Annotated in this window: 18 protein-coding genes, 3 tRNA genes and 1 pseudogene; 19 read left to right on the top strand and 3 right to left on the bottom strand. The window is 68.4% G+C overall.

Annotated elements, in window-relative coordinates; all coding sequences use genetic code 11:
* The 3 genes from Prubr_RS08025 to Prubr_RS08015 all read left to right on the top strand — a co-directional run bounded on the left by Prubr_RS08025 (position 1) and on the right by Prubr_RS08015 (position 3,823).
* Positions 1-1,467 (top strand): NADH-quinone oxidoreductase subunit N, encoded by a 1,467-nt coding sequence (locus Prubr_RS08025; protein WP_212823178.1) that lies wholly within the window; start codon positions 1-3, stop codon positions 1,465-1,467.
* 107 nt (positions 1,468-1,574) lie between these two features.
* A complete protein-coding gene (gene htpX, locus Prubr_RS08020) occupies positions 1,575-2,456 on the top strand; it encodes a zinc metalloprotease HtpX (RefSeq protein WP_212823176.1) in 882 nt (293 codons plus the stop codon).
* A gap of 95 nt (positions 2,457-2,551) precedes the next feature.
* Complete coding sequence (locus Prubr_RS08015) at positions 2,552-3,823, top strand: MFS transporter (RefSeq protein ID WP_212823174.1); 1,272 nt, start codon at positions 2,552-2,554, stop codon at positions 3,821-3,823.
* 67 nt (positions 3,824-3,890) lie between these two features.
* Here Prubr_RS08015 and Prubr_RS08010 read toward each other — a convergent pair whose 3' ends face one another.
* Positions 3,891-4,385: a YajQ family cyclic di-GMP-binding protein gene (locus tag Prubr_RS08010; protein WP_212823166.1), complete on the bottom strand. Its 495-nt coding sequence runs from the start codon at positions 4,383-4,385 to the stop codon at positions 3,891-3,893.
* 146 nt (positions 4,386-4,531) lie between these two features.
* Between Prubr_RS08010 and Prubr_RS08005 the strand changes: the two genes are divergently transcribed.
* A tRNA-Tyr gene (locus Prubr_RS08005) sits at positions 4,532-4,615 on the top strand.
* A gap of 648 nt (positions 4,616-5,263) precedes the next feature.
* On the opposite strand, the gene Prubr_RS08000 is transcribed toward Prubr_RS08005, so the two are convergent.
* Both Prubr_RS08000 and Prubr_RS07995 read right to left on the bottom strand, forming a co-directional pair.
* Complete coding sequence (locus Prubr_RS08000; protein ID WP_212823164.1) at positions 5,264-5,806, bottom strand: kinase; 543 nt, start codon at positions 5,804-5,806, stop codon at positions 5,264-5,266.
* Positions 5,803-6,642, bottom strand: a complete 840-nt coding sequence (locus Prubr_RS07995; protein WP_212823162.1) for an AAA family ATPase — start codon at positions 6,640-6,642, stop codon at positions 5,803-5,805. Before Prubr_RS07995 ends, Prubr_RS08000 begins: the two co-directional genes overlap by 4 nt.
* A gap of 248 nt (positions 6,643-6,890) precedes the next feature.
* Between Prubr_RS07995 and Prubr_RS07990 the strand changes: the two genes are divergently transcribed.
* From Prubr_RS07990 to Prubr_RS07920, 15 genes and pseudogenes are all read left to right on the top strand, one after another.
* Positions 6,891-7,217: a hypothetical protein gene (locus Prubr_RS07990; RefSeq protein ID WP_212823160.1), complete on the top strand. Its 327-nt coding sequence runs from the start codon at positions 6,891-6,893 to the stop codon at positions 7,215-7,217.
* Between the two features lie 166 nt (positions 7,218-7,383).
* On the top strand, positions 7,384-8,109 hold the full coding sequence (locus Prubr_RS07985; protein WP_212823158.1) for a GGDEF domain-containing protein: 726 nt from the start codon (positions 7,384-7,386) through the stop codon (positions 8,107-8,109).
* Positions 8,110-8,549: 440 nt separating this feature from the next.
* On the top strand, positions 8,550-8,825 hold the full coding sequence (locus Prubr_RS07980; protein WP_212823156.1) for a hypothetical protein: 276 nt from the start codon (positions 8,550-8,552) through the stop codon (positions 8,823-8,825).
* The gene (locus Prubr_RS07975; protein WP_212823154.1) at positions 8,825-9,061 is read left to right on the top strand and encodes a hypothetical protein; all 237 of its coding nucleotides are present in this window, start codon (positions 8,825-8,827) and stop codon (positions 9,059-9,061) included. Before Prubr_RS07980 ends, Prubr_RS07975 begins: the two co-directional genes overlap by 1 nt.
* 426 nt (positions 9,062-9,487) lie before the next feature.
* Positions 9,488-10,531: an FtsK/SpoIIIE domain-containing protein gene (locus Prubr_RS07970; RefSeq protein WP_425518038.1), complete on the top strand. Its 1,044-nt coding sequence runs from the start codon at positions 9,488-9,490 to the stop codon at positions 10,529-10,531.
* Positions 10,532-10,536: 5 nt separating this feature from the next.
* Complete coding sequence (locus Prubr_RS07965) at positions 10,537-11,421, top strand: hypothetical protein (RefSeq protein WP_212823129.1); 885 nt, start codon at positions 10,537-10,539, stop codon at positions 11,419-11,421.
* 132 nt (positions 11,422-11,553) lie between these two features.
* Positions 11,554-12,840 (top strand): replication initiator, encoded by a 1,287-nt coding sequence (locus Prubr_RS07960; RefSeq protein ID WP_212827721.1) that lies wholly within the window; start codon positions 11,554-11,556, stop codon positions 12,838-12,840.
* Between the two features lie 5 nt (positions 12,841-12,845).
* The gene (locus Prubr_RS07955) at positions 12,846-13,037 is read left to right on the top strand and encodes a helix-turn-helix transcriptional regulator (RefSeq protein ID WP_212823127.1); all 192 of its coding nucleotides are present in this window, start codon (positions 12,846-12,848) and stop codon (positions 13,035-13,037) included.
* Entirely contained in the window at positions 13,034-14,473 is a 1,440-nt protein-coding gene (locus Prubr_RS07950) for a tyrosine-type recombinase/integrase (RefSeq protein ID WP_246568436.1), read from the top strand. The genes Prubr_RS07955 and Prubr_RS07950 overlap by 4 nt, the downstream gene beginning before the upstream one ends.
* Positions 14,474-15,236: 763 nt before the next feature.
* A complete protein-coding gene (locus Prubr_RS07945; RefSeq protein ID WP_212823125.1) occupies positions 15,237-15,434 on the top strand; it encodes a hypothetical protein in 198 nt (65 codons plus the stop codon).
* Between the two features lie 45 nt (positions 15,435-15,479).
* Complete coding sequence (locus Prubr_RS07940; protein ID WP_212823123.1) at positions 15,480-18,035, top strand: EAL domain-containing protein; 2,556 nt, start codon at positions 15,480-15,482, stop codon at positions 18,033-18,035.
* 114 nt (positions 18,036-18,149) lie between these two features.
* Positions 18,150-18,222 (top strand) — tRNA-Thr (locus Prubr_RS07935).
* A gap of 28 nt (positions 18,223-18,250) precedes the next feature.
* Positions 18,251-18,323 (top strand) — tRNA-Met (locus tag Prubr_RS07930).
* Between the two features lie 128 nt (positions 18,324-18,451).
* A pseudogene (gene rpmG, locus Prubr_RS07925) lies at positions 18,452-18,618 on the top strand (50S ribosomal protein L33).
* Between the two features lie 143 nt (positions 18,619-18,761).
* Positions 18,762-19,214, top strand: a complete 453-nt coding sequence (locus Prubr_RS07920) for a MaoC family dehydratase N-terminal domain-containing protein (protein ID WP_212823121.1) — start codon at positions 18,762-18,764, stop codon at positions 19,212-19,214.

The raw sequence follows: 19,214 nt of genomic DNA, 5'->3' as shown, positions 1-19,214 counted from the left end.
ATGACCCAGACCATCGACCACGTCGCGCTGCTGCCCGCCTACCTCGCGGCCGGCACCGCCGTGCTCGTCCTGCTGGCCGACCTGCTCGTCGGTCGGCGCGCGGCGACGGCCGCGGTCGCCATGCTCGGCGCCGCCGGTACGGCGGTCGGCGCGGTGCTGGTCGGTCGGGGCGCCGACCGGGAGACGTTCTGCACCGTCGACGGCTGTTCCTGGCTGGCCACCAGCCGGGGGGCTCTCGTCGGCACCGTCTTCGCGGTGCTCACCCTCGGCGTACTGCTGCTGTCCGGCCCGCTGCTGCGGGCCGGCGCGGTGCCGGCGGGGGAGTACTGCTTCCTGCTCGCCTGCTCGATGACCGGCGGCGTGGTCCTCGGCGCGGCCGGCGACCTGATCACGCTGATCGTGGCGCTGGAGACCCTCACCATCCCGCTCTACATCCTGGTCGGCCTGCGCCGCCGGACCGTCGCCAGCGCCGAGGCGGCGATGACCTTCTTCCTGGTCAGTGTGGTGGCGACGGCGGTCACCCTGCTGGGGGCGGCGCTGCTCTACGCCGTACGCGGCACGCTGCACCTGGCTGCCCTGGCCGCCGCCCCGGCGCTCGAGGCGGGTGCCGAGGCCCGGCTCGGGCGGGTGGCGGTCGTGCTGCTGCTCGCCGGCCTGGCGTTCAAGGTCGCCGCCGTGCCGCTGCACGCCTGGGCGCCGGCCACCTACGACGGGGCGCCGCTGCCGGTGGCCGCCTACCTGTCGACCGCGTCGAAGCTCGGCGGGGTCGTCGCGGTGATCGCGGTCGTCGTCGACGGGCTCGGGCCGTGGCTGGCCGTCAGCGGTCCGGCCCTGGCCGTGCTCGCCGTACTGACGATGACCGTCGGTAACCTCGTAGCGTTGCGGCAGACCCGGATGGTGCGCCTGTTGGCGTGGTCCTCGGTGGCCCAGGCCGGCTACATCCTGGCTCCGCTAGGGGCGGCCGTCGCTGTCGCCGGCCGCGACGCCGACGCGCTGTCGGTCGCCGTCGCCGCGACCGTCGCGTACGCGGTCTTCTTCGTCGTCCTCGAACTCGCCGCGTTCGCGTCGGTGGTGGCGTTGCGTCCCGCGGACGCCGACGGCGGCGAGATCACCGCCTACCGCGGGGCCGGTCGCCGGCATCCCTTCGTCGCCGCCGCGTTCGTGTTGGCCCTGGTCGGGCTCGCCGGGCTGCCGCCCGGCCTGGCCGGGCTGTTCGCCAAGGTGGTCGTGGTGCGCTCGCTGCTCGACGGTGGCGCCGGCTGGCTGGCCGTCGTGGTGGCACTCAACGCGGTGGTCGGCCTCGCCTACTACCTCCGTGTCTGCGGCACCCTCTACGCCGCTGGCGACGTCGCCGGAACCGCCCGGCGGGTGCCGTGGTCCGTCGGGCTCGCACTGGGCGGCGCGACCGCGGTCGCGGTGGTCGTCGGGTTCGCGCCGCAGACGATCCTCGATGCCGTCCAGCTCTGACCAACCTACTTTCAGGTAACTCACAGTGATAAGCCGGATGGTTGCTGGGTAGTTCGGTGTTGTACCGGTCAGCGGGTTCCCGTGACCCGTGCACCGAAGGAGTGATCGTGCACAGCCACCGCAACGGACTCAAGACAGCCGCCCTTCTGGGCCTGCTCACCGCGATGATCCTGGGCGTCGGCTACTGGTTCGGCGGAAGTTCCGGTCTGGTCATCGCCGTGGTCGTCTCGCTCGCCATGAACGCCGGCACCTACTTCTGGTCGGACAAGCTCGCGCTGCGCGCGATGCACGCCCGGCCGGTGAGCGAGGCCGAGTTCCCGGCGCTCTACCAGATGGTGCGGGAGCTCTCGACCGAGGCCGGCCAGCCGATGCCGCGCCTCTACGTGAGCCCGACCGCCCAGCCCAACGCATTCGCCACCGGCCGTAACCCGCGTAACGCCGCCGTCGCCGTCACCCACGGCATCACCCAGATCCTCGACTACCGGGAGCTGCGCGGGGTCATCGGCCACGAACTGTCCCACGTCTACAACCGGGACATCCTGATCTCCAGCGTGGCCGCCGGCCTCGCCGGCATCATCACCACGCTGGCCAACCTGGCATTGTTCCTGCCGCTCGGCGGCAACGACGAGGACTCGCCGAACCCGGCGGTCCTGCTGATGATGCTGATCCTGGGCCCGCTGGCCGCGACGGTGATCCAGTTGGCGATCAGCCGGAACCGCGAATACCAGGCCGACGCGTCCGGCGCCCGCCTTACCGGCGACCCGCTCGCGCTGGCCAGCGCACTACGCAAGATCCATGCTGGTACGCAGCGGATCCCGCTCCCGCCGCAGGGTCAGCTCGCCAGCACCGCTCACCTCATGATCGACAACCCGCTGCGCGGCGGCGGCCTGGCCGGCCTGTTCTCCACCCACCCGCCGATGGCGGAGCGGGTGAGCCGGCTGGAGCGGATGGCGGCCCAGTCCGTCGGCCCGGTGCGCTACCAGCGCTGAGACGGCGATCACCGGTAATCCTCTCCCGCCCCCGCGACCCTCACGTTAGGGTCGCGGGGGTTTTCACTCGTTACACCGCGGAGGGGGCGACGGCTGTGGCCGCGTTGCGTCAGTACGTGGAAGTGTGGCGGATTCCGGGCGCGCCGCTGCTGCTGACCGCCGGCGTGCTGGCCCGTCTCGGAATCGGTATCACCCCGCTCGCCCTCCTGCTGGTCGTCGAGGACGTCACCGGCAGCTACGCGCTCGCCGCCGTCGCCGGCGGCATCTACGCCCTCGCCGGGGCCGCGCTGAGCCCGATCGCCGGCCGGATCGCCGACCGGGTCGGCCCCACCCCGGTGCTGCTGGTCACCGCGGCCGCCCACCCGCTGGCACTGGTCGGTCTGCTGATCGCCAGCGGGGTCGGCGCCGACGCGCTGACCGCCATCTACACCGCCGCGGCGGTGGCCGGCGCCACGTACCCGCCGTTGAGCGCCGCCATCCGCGGTGCCTGGAACGACCACACCGAACCCGGTTCCGGCCGCTACCACCTGCGTAACACGGCGCTGGCGGCCGAGACCTCGCTCTTCGAGGTGGTCTTCGTGCTCGGGCCGCTCCTGGTGGCCGCCTTCGTGCTGTTCGCCGACGCCGCCGCCGCGCTGGTCGGGTCGGCGGTGGTGACGCTGGTCGGCACGATCGTGGTCGCACTCGGTCGGGCGATGCGCGGCTGGCGGCCGCACCCGGCCCACGCCCACGCCCGCGGGCTCGGTCCGCTCCGGGTGACCGGCTTTCCGGCCCTGCTGCTCTGCGTCGGCGGGCTGGGCATCGCGTTCGGCGCCGCCGGAGTCACCGTGCCGGCGTACGCGACCTCGCACAGCGCCGGTGACGCGGAGAGCCTCGCCGGCGTGCTGCTGGCCGTCTGGGGCGTCGGCAGTGCCGCCGGCGGCATCTGGTTCGGCACCCGGCGACCGGCCCGGCGGATGGCCCGCCAGTTCGCCTGGCTGCTCGCGGCGGTAGCCGCCAGCTTCCTGGTCTTCGCCGTCATGCCCGATCCGATCGCGCTGGGCGTCGCACTGGTCATCGGCGGCGCGGTGATCGCACCGGCGCTCACCCTGGAGAACACGATGGTGGGCCGGATCTCGCCCGGAGGCATGCTCAACGAGGCGTACACCTGGGTCGTCACCACCGCCGTCGCGGCGAGCGCGGTGGGTGGCTCGGTCGCCGGCCTGATCGTCGACCAGCGCGGCGGAGTGCCGTGGGCGTTCGTCTTCGCCGGTACGGCGGTCGCGTTCGCCGCCGTTGTCGCGGCGCTGCCGGCCGGGTCGATCGCCCGTGCCGACGCGCTGGCGGTCGCCCGGCTCGAGCAGAAACTCGCGCCCGACTCGGTGTGACCCTGGTCATGCGAAACCGTCGCCCGTCCAGCCTCGGCGGCCGGACGGGCGACGGTTGCCGTACGCGTTAGCGGTAGTTGGTGAACTGGAGGGCGACGCCGAAGTCCTCGGCCTTGAGCAGGGTGATGACGGCCTGCAGGTCGTCCTTCTTCTTGCCGGTCACCCGGAGTTGGTCGCCCTGGATCTGTGCCTGGACGCCCTTCGGGCCCTCCTCCCGGATCTTCTTGCTGATCGCCTTCGCCTTGTCCGAGTCGATGCCCTGGATGACCTTCGCGTCGATCCGGTAGGTCTTGCCGGACGCCCGAGGGTCGCCGGCGTCCAGCGCCTTGAGCGAGATGTTGCGCTTCACCAGCTTGTCCTTGAAGACGTCGAGGGCGGCCTTGACCCGGTCCTCCGTCTCGGCCTGGAGGCTGATCGCCTCCTCGCCGGACCAGTTGATCTCCGCCCCGGTCCCCCGGAAGTCGAAGCGTGTGGAGAGCTCTTTCTCGGTCTGTCGGAGGGCGTTGTCGATCTCCTGCCGGTCGACCTTGCTGACGATGTCGAACGACGGGTTCGCTGCCATGATCATGCTCCTGCGGTGTGGCGATATGAAGGTGTTTTGGACCGTTCGTCAGTGCTGCGACATGCCGACCGTACCCGGTTGCGTGGGGGGCGGGTGGTACCGCTATCCTTGCTTCCGCTGCCGCATGAACCACGGCGGCACGCCCAGGCGGGTTGCCCGAGCGGCCAATGGGAGCGGACTGTAAATCCGTCGCGAAAGCTACAGAGGTTCGAATCCTCTACCCGCCACCAGGTGCGACAACGGCCCTGTGAGCAGCGGAAACGCTGACACAGGGCCGTTCTCGTTGGGTCCAGTGCAGTCCACCCGGTTCCAGCGCTCTACCGGCCTCCACGGGAACATGACGGGAACGCCGATCTTGGGGTTTGCCGGGCAACTGCCGGCGGGCACTGTTACCGCAGTACGGCCTTCCCCCGGCGGCGGCCGTTGCTGTGCCTTCGCCCTAGACCGTGACGAGGTACGGCCTGGCGAAGAGCGACGGCGGCCGGGTACGGCGGACACCCCTCCTTCGCCGGTGACAGATCTTGACTTAACCGGGCTCGGTTCGGGGCAGGCGTGGGGGTCGGAAGCTCGATGCTCACGCGGACGCCGCCCCCATGCTTGGGGCTTGCCGGTCGCGCCCGTCGGCCCGCTTCGGACCCTGCCCCGGTGGTGGCCGGGCCGGTGTTCGGGCGCCTACGTGCCTCCTGGGCGCCTTCTCGGTGGTGCGGCGGCGGTGTCCGGCCATCCCATGTCGTGCCGTGCGCCGGGGCGTGACCGGCCGCCAGGCCGCACGCGCGCCCCGGCGCGTCACGGCGGCGGGCCGAAGGCCCGCCCTTGACCAAGTAAAGAAAGTTTGAACACACTACGCTTTAGCCATAGCGACGCCAGTTCAGGCGAGGCTACAAATAAATCCGCATGTGCTGAGCAATCATCGTTGCTGCTACGGCTGCGGTGACAGACTCGGTGTCGATCCTGATGTCCGCGTTGGGCAAACGAGGCGTCTGCTCGATGACCGCAAATCGTTGCTCTTCGTCCCCAGTGGCCCGAAACCGGATACGGTCACGGAGTACGGCAGGTCGGCAGTACAGCTCGACAACGGTCCATGCCGCCCCGGTTCCCCTATCGCCGGTTATTGCTTCGACGGCTTCGACCTGGCCTAGATGTATAACCGGTACTCGATTCGCATCCCATACCTGTTCAAGCCCAGGGCGATCGACAAGGTACGTTGCGCCGTATCGGCTGTTTTCCCAAAGAATCGCGTCCACTCTGCGACGCAGGTCATTAGCCTGGCGCGGATCGATCATTCGATAGCCGCTGGTCCTCCCACGGCCGAGCTTCAATCGCCTAAAGTGCTCCAGGCGGGGCTCTCGGTTAACGAGTTCGGCGGTAACCGTGTCCTTGCCGGTAGCGGGCGCACCATAGAGGATCAGCCCCCTTCTCACGCCACAGCCATCTCGCTTAGCAAACCTTTTGCCTGCTCCTGTAGTGGCCTGGCGCCTGCGGAGTTGTCGACACTTACGTACGGAATTCTCGGCTCGAACACGAATTCGAGGCCCTTTACATACTTGGTCCAGTGCGCAAGCTTGTAATCGTCTCGGGCAGCGCCACGGCGACGGATGTAGGTGTGCATGGTGTCAGGGTCGCATCGCACCCAGATGACTTGGAGGGTTCCGCCATGGGTCGTCACTGTGGCTGCCAACCGGTCACACCATGCTTCGTCGCGGAGTTCTTTAACGAAAGGCGCTGTCACGATGACCGATACCCCGCACTGCAAATTCTCGGTCAGAGCGGCAATCAGGGCTTCGTACTCGGCAGGTCGGATAGCCGTCAAGTAGGTTTCTGACTCCCGATCATGTGGGGATTGCCCCAGACGCTCTAGCGCCGCTTCAACCACCGGCCGAGTTGTAGTGTCCTTGTCGAGAATTGCCCAGCCCGTTTGGCGAGCGATAATGCGGCCAAGTTCCGTCTTCCCTGAGCCGGGATAGCCTCCAATAAGGATTATCCGGGGACCTGCCTTGCTCGGGGCGCCAGCAGGGTTGTGGACGATCCGACTCGACCGGGCACGGTTTATGACTAGCCCTTCCTCGGCAAGGATCCCCATCGCTCGATTGATTGTGGCGACGCTGGTGTTCCAGGACTCAGCAAGAGCCCTGGTGCCAGGCAGTTGCCGCCCGTGGGCCAACCGGCCGGACTGAATGTCGTTCCGGATGGTCTGGGCGATGACGAGCGCACTCGTTCCCCGCTGCAACTCGTCCCGTGGGTCCGGCTGGGTGGTCATCGGGCTCCTCGTCTCGCATGGCCTGCGGGCGTCGGGTTCGAGCCAACTCCGCACGGCGGTGTTTCCGCAGGTCACGGGCCTTTTTCGTGAAACTGATTGTATCTGTTGACGCAGACTGAATCAAACTGTTAGCCTCTGTTCCAAGCTGATCCGCTCTGTTACATCGGGCAGCGAGGTTGGTCAGGAGCTTAAGTGCCCGATCGGGCGCGAACGACACAAGCATGAGCAGCAAAGGAGAACGAGGCGACATGCGGAACATCCCTGTGAACCTGTCCGGCTACAAGCTGCGGGTGGTGGAGGAGCCGTCGGTGAAGACGGATCAGGAGGGGAGGGTGAGTACGGCGTACGGCACGAGTGACCCGCTGTTCACGGTGGCGGTGTTCGCGAAGCCGGTCGCGACCGAGGACGGCTACCGGGGCAAGGGTGAGGAGCTGAAGATCACCCTGACCATGGACCCGGGCCAGGTCGAGGAGGGGGAGTTGGTGGAGCTGATCGGGCCGACGGTGTCGCACTGGGAGCGGGACGGGCGGTCGGGTCTGACCTGGAAGGCGCAGGGGCTCAAGACCGCTCGCTGAGCGGCATTCCTGCTTGCGAGGGGTGAGGTCGCTACGCCCCGAGAGGTTCGGCCCGTGTGCTGGCCTCACTCCTCGCTCTACATCTGATAGGCGCCACGGCGTCGGGTCTCCCGGCGCGGTTCCACATGCCCAAACACGGTTACGCACAGTGACGAAAGGATTTGGTGTGTCTCCCCTCCGGCGCCACTCGATTACCGCCGCTGTCGTCGCGCTGGCCGGTACCGCCGGCTACCTCACGGCGCGCCGCTCTCTTCGGGCCGAACTCGCTGCGACTCGGCGGGCGGCTGCCACTGATCCGCTTACCGGGATCGCGAACCGGGCTGGGCTGACTCAGGCGGCTGACCGGTTCATCGCCACTGCTTACCAGGCGGGGCGGCCGGTCGTCGTCGCCCTGGTCGACCTCGTCGGTTTCAAGGCGGTCAACGATCGGCACGGTCACGACGCGGGGGATCACATCCTGACCGTGGTTGCGGCGCGGCTTCGGGGGATCGCGGGACCTGCGGGGATCGCTGCTCGACTCGGCGGGGACGAGTTCGCCATCGTCACCACCGGTCCCGCGTCTGGTGGCGCTGACGCTGACGGGTGGCTCGCGGGCTGGCTGCCGCGTATCCATGCTCGCGTCACCACTCCGGCGTCGTACGAGGGTGGAAGCCTCGCGGTCGGTGCCACCATCGGCGCCACCCTGGCCGGTCCTGGCCACTCGATCGGTGCGTGGCTGAGCGCTGCCGATGCCGCCATGTACGCGGCTCGGGCGAACCGGACGGTCACCGCGATCACCACCGCTGTGCCACCGGCCGCCGGCAGCGACACCGGTCGCCGTCGTGACCAGGCCCGACCCACCAGCCATGTGTCCGGTGTGGACGGCCGGGCCAGGGTGTCTCTGGCCGCGTAGAAGTCTTCGGCCCCGCCCCTTTTCTGGTGGGTGACCCGTTCGAGTCGGGTCGGGGCGCTTATGCCGGTGGCAATGCGGCCCATGCGGTCGGATCCTCGGCAGATTGTTCGTTGAGAATTCCACAGTGGATACAACCTTGCCTGAAGATGCCTTTTTGATTCGCTTTGATCTGCGATTGAGAATTCATCAAGAATTGAAAGGAGATTCTTGTGTCGAATTTCGACCTGATTGTTTCGGGGCTCTTGCTGATTTCGGTTTCGATCAACGTGGGTCTGATCCGTCGTGAAACTCGGCGGTGGCGGCGTGTGTGGCGGTTGTCCGGTCGGGAGTAGTCGCCGGTCGGTGGTTTCTATCCGCCCTTCGGGTCTTTCGTTCCGGGGGTGGGTGGTGCTCACCGATGACGGCGAGCAAGCCGCACGGAGGAGAACGGAAGGGGAGTTATGGATCTGGTTCCGGAGGTCGTGAAGTCGTTGACGGGCCGGAGTCGGTACGAGGCGCTGATGGGCAACGTCCAGGGCTTGGCGATGCTGCTGGACGGGGCGAAGAGCCTGATCAAGTCCTGTGAGCCGCCGCCGGGAACGCTGTACCTGTACACGGCTCGGATCGAGGACCTGGAGGACGCGCACAAGCAGGCGGTGGAGACGCTGCGGGCGTTCCACGTGCGGGTGAAGACGTTCGAGGCCGATTTGGTCGCGAAGCCTTGGAAGGTGGGTTGATGTCTTACCAGGTGACCGATACCTATGACGGGATCGACAAGGCCATGCGGCTGATGCGCGGGTCGATGAAGGGAATGCCGGAGCGGCAGCGGTACATGCGCCACTACGACGAACTTCGCCGGTCGGTGGCGGTGCTCCTGGTCCTGCTCGAAGAGGCCGGCCCGTGGCTGGAAGAGACGCGCGAAGCGGAGAAGGCGACCAGTCGCGCGAAGCAGTTGTTCAACGCCACGCGCTGACAGACATTCAAACGGTAAGGCCCGGATCACTAATCCGATCCGGGCCTTGCCTTTCTCAAAAACACGACACGACGAATTAAACAACTCCATTAGTGAGGGTAGGTGCGGGAGATGGGTAAGCGTACTCAGGGGTGGGAATGGCGGGTAGCGGGTTGGGCCGCGCGGCACCCGGGCTTCGTGGCGGTGCCCGCCGCTCTGACTGCGGCGTCCGTCCAGTTCGGACCGGTGACCACCGGTGGTGTGCTGGCGGGTGCGGTGGCGGCCGGCGTGGGTTGGTACCGGGGGCACCCGGACTCGTGGTCGCGGATGGCGGCTCCCCGGCTGCGGGCGGTGCGTCGCCGGTGGCTGTCGCGGACCTACCTCGGGCCGTGGTGGAGCCGGGTCACGGAGGCGTGCAACCTGATCACGGTGCACCGGACCACGGGGATGGTGAACGTTCCCCGGATCATCCGGGTCCGTAGCCACTCCCCGTCGACCGAGACGGTCTACGTCCGGCTGCTGCTGGGGCAGACGCCGAAGCAGTGGGAGGAGGCCGCCGACGCCCTGGCCGTGGCACTGAAGGCGGAACGGGTCGGAGTCGAGCGGGTACGCCCGCAGGTGATCGCCCTGATCGTCCAGCGCAGCGAGCCGTTCACCCAGGTGATCGTCCCGCCGGACATCCCGGCCGACTCCGACGCCGTCGACCTGTCTCGCGTCTTCCTCGGGGAGACCGAGCACGGTGACGACTGGTTCGCGCCGCTGGTCGGGCAGCACTGGATGGTCTCGGGTGCGACCGGTTCGGGGAAGAACTCGGTCACCTGGATGGCGCTTCGGGCCTGCGCGCCGCTGATCCGTGACGGCCTGGTCCGCCTGCACGTGGTCAACCCCAAGGGAACCGAACTCAACGCTCTGCGGCCGGTGTCACACCGGTACGCGGAGTCCGACGGGGACATCGTGGAGGTCATCCAGGGCTTCTGGACCACCATGCAGGAACGCAAGCAGGTCTTGGCGGAGCAGGGCCGGCGGACCTTCCGCATGTCGCGGGAAACCCCGCTCGACGTCCTGGTCATCGACGAGCTGGGCGCGGTGACCGGCTACGGGGACCGGTCGCTGACCCGCGGCGCCCAGGCGGCTCTTCCACTGATCCTGTCCCAGGCCCGCGCGCTGGGCGGCAGCGTGATCGGCGCTCTCCAGGAACCGACCAAGGACGTCATCCCGCAGCGGGACCTGTTCTCCCTGCGGGTATGCCTGCGGGCCACCACGGCGGGGCACGTCGACATGGTCCTCGGTGATGACATGCGCCGGCGCGGTGCCCTCGCTGACGAGATCCCGAACGTGCCCGAGTCGGCCGGTATCGGCTTCGTCGTCAAGCAGCGGTCCCGAACCCCGATGCGCGTGCGGGCGGCGTACTGCGACGACACCGACATCGCCGAGCTGGTCCGGGTCGCCGGTTGGCCGGTGTCGGAACTGGCCCACGCGGGGAAGGCGTGACCAACATGGCCAAGCAGCCCCGACCGGTCCGCAAGCTGTCCCGCCGCCTCGATGTGGCGCGGCAGCTTCACGACCTGGAGCAGGACACCGCGCTGGACATCGTGGAGATCGAGCGGCTTCGGGTGAGCGTCACCCGGTCGCTGTGGCTGTTCCTGGCAATCGGCTCGGTCTTCACCACGACCGGCGTTCAGGACTTCCTCGCCGGGCACCTCACCCCGGCCGATCCGGTCTGGTGGGGCTGCTGGGGAGTCGAGCCATGTCTGGTCGGGATCCTCATCACGGTCCTGCGCTGGGAAGCCGCGATGATCGCCCGGGGGATCGACATCGACTCCCGGGCGGTCGACTGGCTCAAGCGGTTCCTGCTCGGCTCCACCCTGGTCATGAACGTCGTACCGGCACTGTTCCCCCGCGACGGCGGTATCAGCGCGGGCATGCTCGCCGCGCACATCATGGTCCCGGTCCTGGTGTTCTTCCTGGCCGAGGTCATGCCGGTCGTCCAGGCGCGCTGCACCCAGGCACGCCGGGCCATCACCCTGACCAACCCCGAGACGAGCAAGCCCGAAACCACCCCGCCGGCCCCGACCACCCCGGTCAAAGCCCCGACGGTCTTCGCGCCCCCGCCCCCGGCCGCCCCAGTGGAAGCCCCGACGGTCTTCCTACCCCCGCCACCGGCCGCCGTGGTCGAGGCCCCGGCTGCTCGGGTGGAAACCCCGGCCGCGTCGGTGGAACTGGATGGGCTCGGCATCCCGGTCGCTATGCAGGCACAGATCCGGCAACTCGTCGCGGACTCCATCGCCCCGGTGACGGCCGTCGACATCCAACGCGCCACCCGCCTGCCGCTGTCGATCGCAACACGGGTAGTCGACCGGCTCACCCCGGTCACCGCCTGACGACCTTCTCTCGCTCGCTCTGGCCTGCCGTGCTCCTGCTCCGGGGCACGGCAGGCCCGTCTTCGGAGGGAAACCCCCATGTCACCACCTGACCGTCTGGCATACGACGGTGAGGCAGCGCTCGCCCAGTGGATGCGTACTCCCGCCTACAAGGAATGGCGGGCCGGCGTCGAAAGCGTCAAGGGCTGCCTCCAGCCGGTCCGCCTGATCGGCAAGTGGGAGGCCCAGCACGCGGCCACCGGCCAACTGATCGCCTCCCGGTCCGGTCGGGTCTGGGCCTCCTGCGGTACCCGTCGGGCGGCCGTCTGCCCGACCTGCGCCGACCGGTACGCCGCCGACGCCTGGCACCTCATCCACGCGGGCATGGCCGGCGGCAAGGGCATCCCCGCCACCGTGGCGGCATCCACGCGTCTGTTCGTCACCCTCACCGCACCGTCCTTCGGCCCGGTCCACAACCGGCCCGGCAAACGCCCCTGTGGCTGCGGTCGCTGGCACCCGGACGGGCATCCGCTCCTTGGCAGCCCGATCGACCCCGACACCTACGACTACACCGGCGCGGTCCTGTGGCAGGCACACAGCGGCCAACTCTGGCACCGGTTCACCATCGCGCTACGCCGGGCGGTCGCTGCCGCTGGCGGCCTCACCGTCCGGGCATCCGGGGCACACCTGCGGATCTCCTACGCCAAAGTTGCCGAGTACCAACGGCGGGGCCTGGTCCACTTCCACGCGGTGGTTCGCGCTGACGGCCCGTCCGGTCCGGATTCGTCGCCCCCGGTATGGCTCACCCCCGACGTGTTGGCCGACGCGGTACGCACCGCGGCTTCCTCCGTCCGGGTCGACAGCGCCCGTCCCGACGGCACGGCGCTGCCCCTCGGTTGGGGCGCCCAGGTCGACGTCAAGGACATCACCACCACCGACATCGACATCAACGACGGCGACGACGACGGGGACCAGGTCGTCAGTGACGCCCGGCTCGCCGGCTACGTCGCCAAGTACGCCACCAAGGGCACCGGCGCCACCGAAACCGGAGACCGGCGCATCCGCTCTCAGATGCACATCAATCAACTGCGGGTGTCCGCTCACCACCGAGCCATGATCCAGACCGCCTGGAACCTCGGCGGACTCGACCAGTACGCCGACCTCAAGCTCCGCCACTGGGCACACATGCTCGGCTTCCGAGGCCACTTCCTCACCAAGTCCCGCATCTACAGCACCACCTTCAAGAACCTGCGGGCCGAACGCCGCGCCCACCAGCTCCAAGCGGCGCTCACCGAGGCCGGGCTGCCCGAAGACACCGACGTCCTGGTCGTCAACGACTGGCAGATCCTCGGCATCGGCTACGACACCCGCGAACAACTCGAACTCGCCACCGCGATCGGGGACCGCATCCGATCAGCACGACAGACAAGAAAGGACTGATCGCGATGGGTGCCGGTGACAGCCTGCTGACCGTGCCTGAAGTGCTGGAGGAACTGCGGGTGCCTCGATCGACTTGGTACCTGTGGCGTCAGACCGGCAGGGCTCCGCGTGTCTTCAAGCTTCCCAACGGTGAGCTGCGCGTACGCCGCTCGGTGCTGGAGGCGTGGTTGACCGATCTGGAGAGCGAGGCCGCGTGAAGAGCTTCGAGGTTCGGATCTGGGAGATCGGTAAGCGCGCCATCCGGGGAAAGACTTGGTACCGGGTTCGCTGGACCGTGGAGGGTGCGTCCAAGCCGTTCGAGGAGCTGTTCCAGAAGAAGGCGCTTGCCAACTCGTTCCGATCCGAGCTGGTCAAGGCGGCCAACGACGGTCAACCGTTCGACACGGAGACTGGTCGGCCACTGGCTGAGGTGCGCGCCCGAAACGCCACTACGTGGTATGGGCACGTTCGCGCTTACATGGAACGCAAGTGGCCCCGGCTCGCCGCGAAGTCGCGTCGTGGCACGGTGGAGGCTTTGACCGATGTGACGCTGCTGCTGACCCGTCCGGGTCGGCGTGGGCGGCCGGCTAACGACGTGCTGCGCGAGGCTCTATATAACTACGCGCTGAATCCGCGCCGGTGGTCGGACGAACCGTCGTCTGCCCAGGCTGAGGCCCTGACCTGGCTGGAACAGGCGTCGCTGCCCGTGGTCGAGCTGGAAGACGTGGCGAAGGTCCGTCGGGTCCTGGATGGTCTCTGCGTTCGGCTCGACGGCAAGGCCGCTGCTGCCAGCACGATTCGTCGCAAGCGGGCGATCTTCTACAACGCGATCGGGTACGCGGTCGAGCTTGGCTACCTCGACGCCAACCCGATCGACCGGATTCAGTGGACCGCGCCCGAGGTCGCCACGGCGATCGATCGTCGGGTGGTCGCCAACCCGGTTCAGGTCGCCTCGCTTCTCGAAGCGCTGGAGGGACTCGGCAACCGGGCCTCACGGCTCACCGCCTTCTTCGGTTGCCTTTACTACGCCGGTACCCGTCCGTCGGAGGCGGCCGACCTTCGCCGCGCTGACTGCGTGCTGCCTGGCCGCTGCATCGACTGTGATGCTGACCTTCCCGATGTGACCGCCGCACCCGTCGGCGCCTGCCGACACGAGAAGATCGAATACGGGTGGGGGCGCATCATCCTCGCCGAGACCGCCCCCCGGTCCGGTACCGCCTGGACGGACGACGGCCAGGCGCACGAGCGGCGCGGGCTCAAGCATCGGGCACGCACCGATACCCGCCCGGTGCCGATCCCGCCGCAACTCGTCGCGCTGCTGCACAAGCACGTCGCGAAGCACGACACGGCACCGGACGGCCGGCTGTTCCGGGGCCTGCACGGCGGGCCGCTGTCGGAGTCGGTCTATGACCGGTGGTGGAAGCTCGCCCGGGTCCAGGCGTTCACCTCCGCCCAGGTGGCATCTCCGCTGGCTCGCCGTCCGTACGACCTGCGTCACGCTGCCGCTTCGCTCTGGCTGAACGCGGGTGTGCCGGCTACCGAGGTCGCCCGGCGGCTCGGGCACAGCGTCGCGGTCCTGCTGCGGGTCTACGCGAACTGCCTCGACGGGGGAGAGGACGGGGTGAACAACCGCATCGGGGACGCGCTGGGGTGAGTGTTCCCGCCACGGGAACATCACGGGAACAACCCCGGCGATGTCGACCTGACTGAGAAGAAGCGCCTGGTCAGGGCCGGTATGACACCCCGGATGCGGCGCACACTGTAAATCCGTCGCGAAAGCTACAGAGGTTCGAATCCTCTACCCGCCACAGCAGTAGACAACGGCCCTTGTCCAGTTGGACAAGGGCCGTTGTCGTTGGTCCGGCCCGGGGCGCGGGTGCCGCGGGCCGCTGGACCGGAGATCGGGACGACCGCGGCCGGTGTCGTGTTGTCGCGGCGGTGGTGGTCCGGTCGTGGATCGCCGGGCGGCAGTGGGGGCGGTCCGTGCCCCCGTGGCCCGGGTCCCGACCCTGTCGCCAGGGTGGGGACTTTGGGCCCTGGGCCGCCGGGGCCGCGGCATGTTACATAGGTGAGTGTCGAAATATTTGGCGCGGGTCCGGCGATGTCCGCCCGTCGGCCACCCATGTGGACCACGGGCGAAATCCAGCACGACGGTTCGACAGAGACTAAAATCCGAAAGGTGTCGTTTGTCAGACCGGCAGAGGTTTGACTGAGAGGTCTTATTGGACGAACCACGAATCAGCGCCGGCGGCCAGCGGACCTCGTACGTTGCGTCCGGGCGGGTCATCCACGCTGCCGAACGGTTAAAGTTCGACGCACTGTTCGGTTGACGCCGCACAACGGCTTTGCCGGTTCACCAGGCTGTGGCACCATCATGGAACCCTCACCTTCCTCGGCCGTTTCGATAGGAGCAGTAGATGCGTGCAAAATGGTCGGGCCGTCGGATCGGCTCGGGCTTGGCGCTCGTCGCGCTCGTCGGTGGCATCGTGGGTGCCCAGCTCGCCACCAGGCCACAGGCTGGCTACGACTGGGCCGGCTACGACTGGGCGAAGGTCACCGACACGGTCATCGTCGACGCCCCCACCACGCCTCAGAATCTCACCGTCGCACCGTAACCCGCGCCCGCGCGGACAATTCGGTGCGAGTGGCGAAGGAGCCGGATGCCAAGGCCCCAGCCGTCACCCCGGCGTTCCCCTGACCACGCCTGGTTGATCACGGGGCCGCTGGCACTTCTTGCTGTGGTGATGTCGACGGCGCTCGGGCTGATCGATGGCCAAGAGGCGGGGCGAGTCGCCCGGGATGCCGGAAGCGAACTGTTTTTCGCCCTCGTTCTACTCGCCGTCATGGTGGCGGTGGCGATCCCGAACCTCCATTTCGTGATCCGCCGCCAGGCGTTCGTGTTGACGCTGACCGAGATCTCACTGGTTCTGGCACTGTTCTACTTCCGCCCGCTGACGGTGGTGGTGATCGCCACCCTGGCCGCCCTCGTCACCCAGATCCGGCGCCGGGTCGGCCCGGCGAAACTCTGGTTCAACGTCGCCAAAGAGGCGGCCGCGACGTCGTTGGCCGGGCTGGTGCTCTACGCCTTCCCGCCGATCGAGGGCGTCGGACCCGGCACCTGGGGAATCCTGTTCGCCGTGGTGAGCACCCACACTCTGGTCGGGCTCGCCGCCGTGATCGGGGTCATCACGATCGTGCAGGGTTCGCAGGCCGGGCTGGAGGTCGTCCGCACCGCCGCGCCGACGCTGGTCACCGCCGCGATCAACGTGTCGCTCGGCCTGGTCGTCCTCATCGCCCTGGAAACCACCTGGTGGGCGATCGTGCTGGTCGTCGTGCTGACGGGCGCGCTCGGCCTGGTCTACCGGTCGTACGCGCAGTTCTTCCGCCAGCACCGCACCCTCGCCGACATGTACGACCTCACCCGGGCGATGAGCGAGAGCGGCCAGGACGGCACGCTCGCCGACTCGCTGCTCGGCCGCGTACGCGTCCTCATGCAGGCCGAATACGCGACGTTGTGGCTGCCGGCGCAGGGCCGGCACCCCGAGGTGCTGCTGACCGCCCGAGTCGACGATCCGGGACTGCTCGACCTGGCGCGTACGCCGGCGGTCGCCCGGGCCCGGGCGATCAAGGCGAAGAAGACGGTGGCGGTCGGCAGCCGGCTCGGCGGCGACGAGGAACTGCGGACCGGCCTGCGGGAGGCGGACGGCGTCAAGGACGTCATCGTCGTGCCGCTGCGGTCCGGCCAGGCTGTCATCGGCTCGCTGGAGGTGGTCAACCGGCTCGGCGAGACCTCCCACTTCATGCCCGGCGATGTGCCGATCTTCGAGACGATCGCCGCGCACGCCGCGATCGCGCTGGAGAACTCCCGGCTGGTCGACCGGTTGCGATACGACGCCTACCACGACGGGCTCACCGCCCTGCCCAACCGGAAGCGGGTTCTCGGCGCCCTGGAGGAGGCCGTCCAGGTCTGCGCCCCCGACGAGGTGGTGGCGGTCCTCCTGTTCGACGTCGACGCGCTGCGTCAGGTCAACGAGTCCCTCGGGCACGCGGCCGGCGACCGGGTGCTGGTCGAGGTGGCGGCCCGGCTGCGGTCGTCGTCGCCGTCGGCTGCGCTCGTGGGGCGGATCGGCGGCGACGAGTTCGTGGTGACCCTGCGGGCCGAGAGCGCGGAGGCGGCGCTCGCGCTGGCGACCGAGTTGCGTGAGCAGACCCACGACCAGATGGTGTTCGGCGCCCTGACCCTCGACGTCGACACGGCCGTCGGGGTGGCGATTCATCCGGAGCACGGCAGTGATCCGGCGACCCTGGTGCAGCGGGCGGGGCTGGCCGCCACCGCCGCCAAGTCGATGCCCGGCAGCGTGCAGTTGTTCAACCCCGGGCTGGAGTCCCGGTCCGTACGCCGCCTCGGGCTCGCCGGCGACCTGAGCCGCGCGCTCGACAACGACGAGTTGAAGGTCTACTTCCAGCCCAAGGTGACGCTCGACGACCGGCGCCTGGTGGGCGTGGAGTGTCTGGCCCGTTGGGAGCATCCGGCGCACGGCGCGGTTTCGCCCGAGGACTTCGTGGCGGTCGCCGAACACACCGGCCAGTTGGGCCGGCTGACCGAGTCGGTGCTCCGCGAGGGGTTGCGCCGGTCCCGCGAATGGAGTGATCCGGATCACCCGTTGGCGGTCGCCGTGAACCTGTCGGCACGTACGTTGACCGACCCGTACTTCCCGGCCCGGGTCCAGGAGTTGCTGGCCGAGTTCAAGGTGGCGCCGGAACTGTTGACCTTCGAGATCAAGGAAGCCGGTGTGCTCGACGGCACGGACCGGCCCATGCCCACCCTGCGCCGGTTGCGCGACATCGGGGTGCGGCTCTCCGTCGACGATTTCGGTACCGGCTACTCGTCGCTGTCCTACCTGCGCCGACTGCCGGTCCACGAGGTCAAGGTCGACCGTTCGTTCGTACAGGGCATGGCGACCGACCCCGGCGACCTCGCGATCGTCAACGCGGTGGTGACGCTGTCCCAGCAGTTCGGGCTGACCGTGGTGGCCGAAGGGGTGGAGAGCGAGCTGACCCTGGAGCTGCTACAGGACATCGGCTGCCAGATCGGACAGGGATTCCTCTTCAGCCGGCCGCTGCCGTACGAGCGGCTGGAGGCGTGGTTTGGGGCGCAGTCCGAGTCGGACCTGTCGCTCGCCAGCGACGTACGCCGCCTGCGCGCAGTGCCCTGACCTGCGGTTTCTTCCGCCGGCGGGTGAGTCGGCGGGGGAGCGGGGGATCTGATTTCTCCTCCCGCCGGGGGCCGTGTATTCTTCTCCTGCGCGCCTTTCGAGGAGTTAGCGTGCGCCCCCTTAGCTCAGTCGGCAGAGCGTCTCCATGGTAAGGAGAAGGTCTACGGTTCGATTCCGTAAGGGGGCTCAGAGGGTTCTTGTTGGAACCCGCCCACAGCGGTGTAGCTCAGTTGGTAGAGCAAACGGCTCATAATCGTTGTGTCGCCGGTTCAAGTCCGGCCACCGCTACTTTCGGTGCCGGGCGACTCCGGTAACCGGATCTGCGGGTGCCACGGGCACCCGCTTTGCGTGTCCAGGTAGGCAAGGTCTACGCTGGCTCGTCGTAGTTGTTCCGTTAGCGAGGAAGGCACCCCGCCGTGGCCAAGGCGACCGACGTCCGTCCAAAGATCACTTTGGCGTGTGTGGAGTGCAAGGAGCGCAACTACATCACGCGTAAGAACCGCCGCAACGACCCGGACCGCATCGAGATGAAGAAGTTCTGCCCCGGGACGGGAAGCACACCCTGCACCGCGAGACCCGCTGACTGCGCGCCGGCCGAGGCCGGCGCCGGCAGGCATCGCGGAGCACAGCATCCGTCAGGATCGCCGTTTCGAGACCGGACAGTCTGGGATGACCAGCACCGCCGGCCCCGAAACGGCGATTCTTCTTTGCGTGTAGGTTCGCCGCATGCCCTTGGACCCGTCGTTCGTCGGCCGTACGTACCCGCCGACCGCCCCCTACCAGGTGGGCCGAGAGAAGATTCGCGAGTTCGCCACCGCGATCGGTGCGACCGACGCCGCCCACCACGATCCGGTGGCCGCCCGCGCCCTCGGGCACACCGATGTGGTCGCGCCGCCGACCTTCCCGGTGGTCGTCACGATGGAGTCGAGCCATCGCCAGATCGTCGACGATCCCGCCCTCGGGGTCGACTACAGCCGGGTCGTACACGGCGACCAGCGCTTCCGCTATGCCCGCCCGGTCGTCGCGGGCGACGAGCTGGTCTGTGTGAGCACCATCGAGGAGATCACCTCCCGGGGTGGACACGACTTTTTGACTATCCGGAGCGACGTCTCGACGGTCGCCGAGGAACCGGTGGTTTCGGTCTGGTCGAAGCTCGTCGTACGCGGGGAGGGCAGCTGA

It is taken from the genome of Polymorphospora rubra, from assembly GCF_018324255.1.
Lineage (GTDB): Bacteria > Actinomycetota > Actinomycetes > Mycobacteriales > Micromonosporaceae > Polymorphospora > Polymorphospora rubra.
This window is presented reverse-complemented; position numbering and strand designations above follow the sequence as displayed.

Bases quoted from the DNA above. Each gene is read 5' to 3' on its own strand.
- Prubr_RS08025 (WP_212823178.1), top strand. From the start codon at position 1: ATGACCCAGACCATCGACCACGTCGCGCTGCTGCCCGCCTACCTCGCG.
- Prubr_RS08010 (WP_212823166.1), bottom strand. From the start codon at position 4,385: ATGGCAGCGAACCCGTCGTTCGACATCGTCAGCAAGGTCGACCGGCAG.
- Prubr_RS07940 (WP_212823123.1), top strand. From the start codon at position 15,480: ATGCCAAGGCCCCAGCCGTCACCCCGGCGTTCCCCTGACCACGCCTGG.
- Prubr_RS07955 (WP_212823127.1), top strand. From the start codon at position 12,846: ATGGGTGCCGGTGACAGCCTGCTGACCGTGCCTGAAGTGCTGGAGGAA.
- Prubr_RS07945 (WP_212823125.1), top strand. From the start codon at position 15,237: ATGCGTGCAAAATGGTCGGGCCGTCGGATCGGCTCGGGCTTGGCGCTC.
- Prubr_RS07960 (WP_212827721.1), top strand. From the start codon at position 11,554: ATGCGTACTCCCGCCTACAAGGAATGGCGGGCCGGCGTCGAAAGCGTC.
- Prubr_RS07980 (WP_212823156.1), top strand. From the start codon at position 8,550: ATGGATCTGGTTCCGGAGGTCGTGAAGTCGTTGACGGGCCGGAGTCGG.
- Prubr_RS07965 (WP_212823129.1), top strand. From the start codon at position 10,537: ATGGCCAAGCAGCCCCGACCGGTCCGCAAGCTGTCCCGCCGCCTCGAT.
- Prubr_RS07995 (WP_212823162.1), bottom strand. From the start codon at position 6,642: ATGACCACCCAGCCGGACCCACGGGACGAGTTGCAGCGGGGAACGAGT.
- Prubr_RS07920 (WP_212823121.1), top strand. From the start codon at position 18,762: ATGCCCTTGGACCCGTCGTTCGTCGGCCGTACGTACCCGCCGACCGCC.
- Prubr_RS07970 (WP_425518038.1), top strand. From the start codon at position 9,488: ATGGTGAACGTTCCCCGGATCATCCGGGTCCGTAGCCACTCCCCGTCG.
- Prubr_RS07975 (WP_212823154.1), top strand. From the start codon at position 8,825: ATGTCTTACCAGGTGACCGATACCTATGACGGGATCGACAAGGCCATG.
- Prubr_RS07990 (WP_212823160.1), top strand. From the start codon at position 6,891: ATGCGGAACATCCCTGTGAACCTGTCCGGCTACAAGCTGCGGGTGGTG.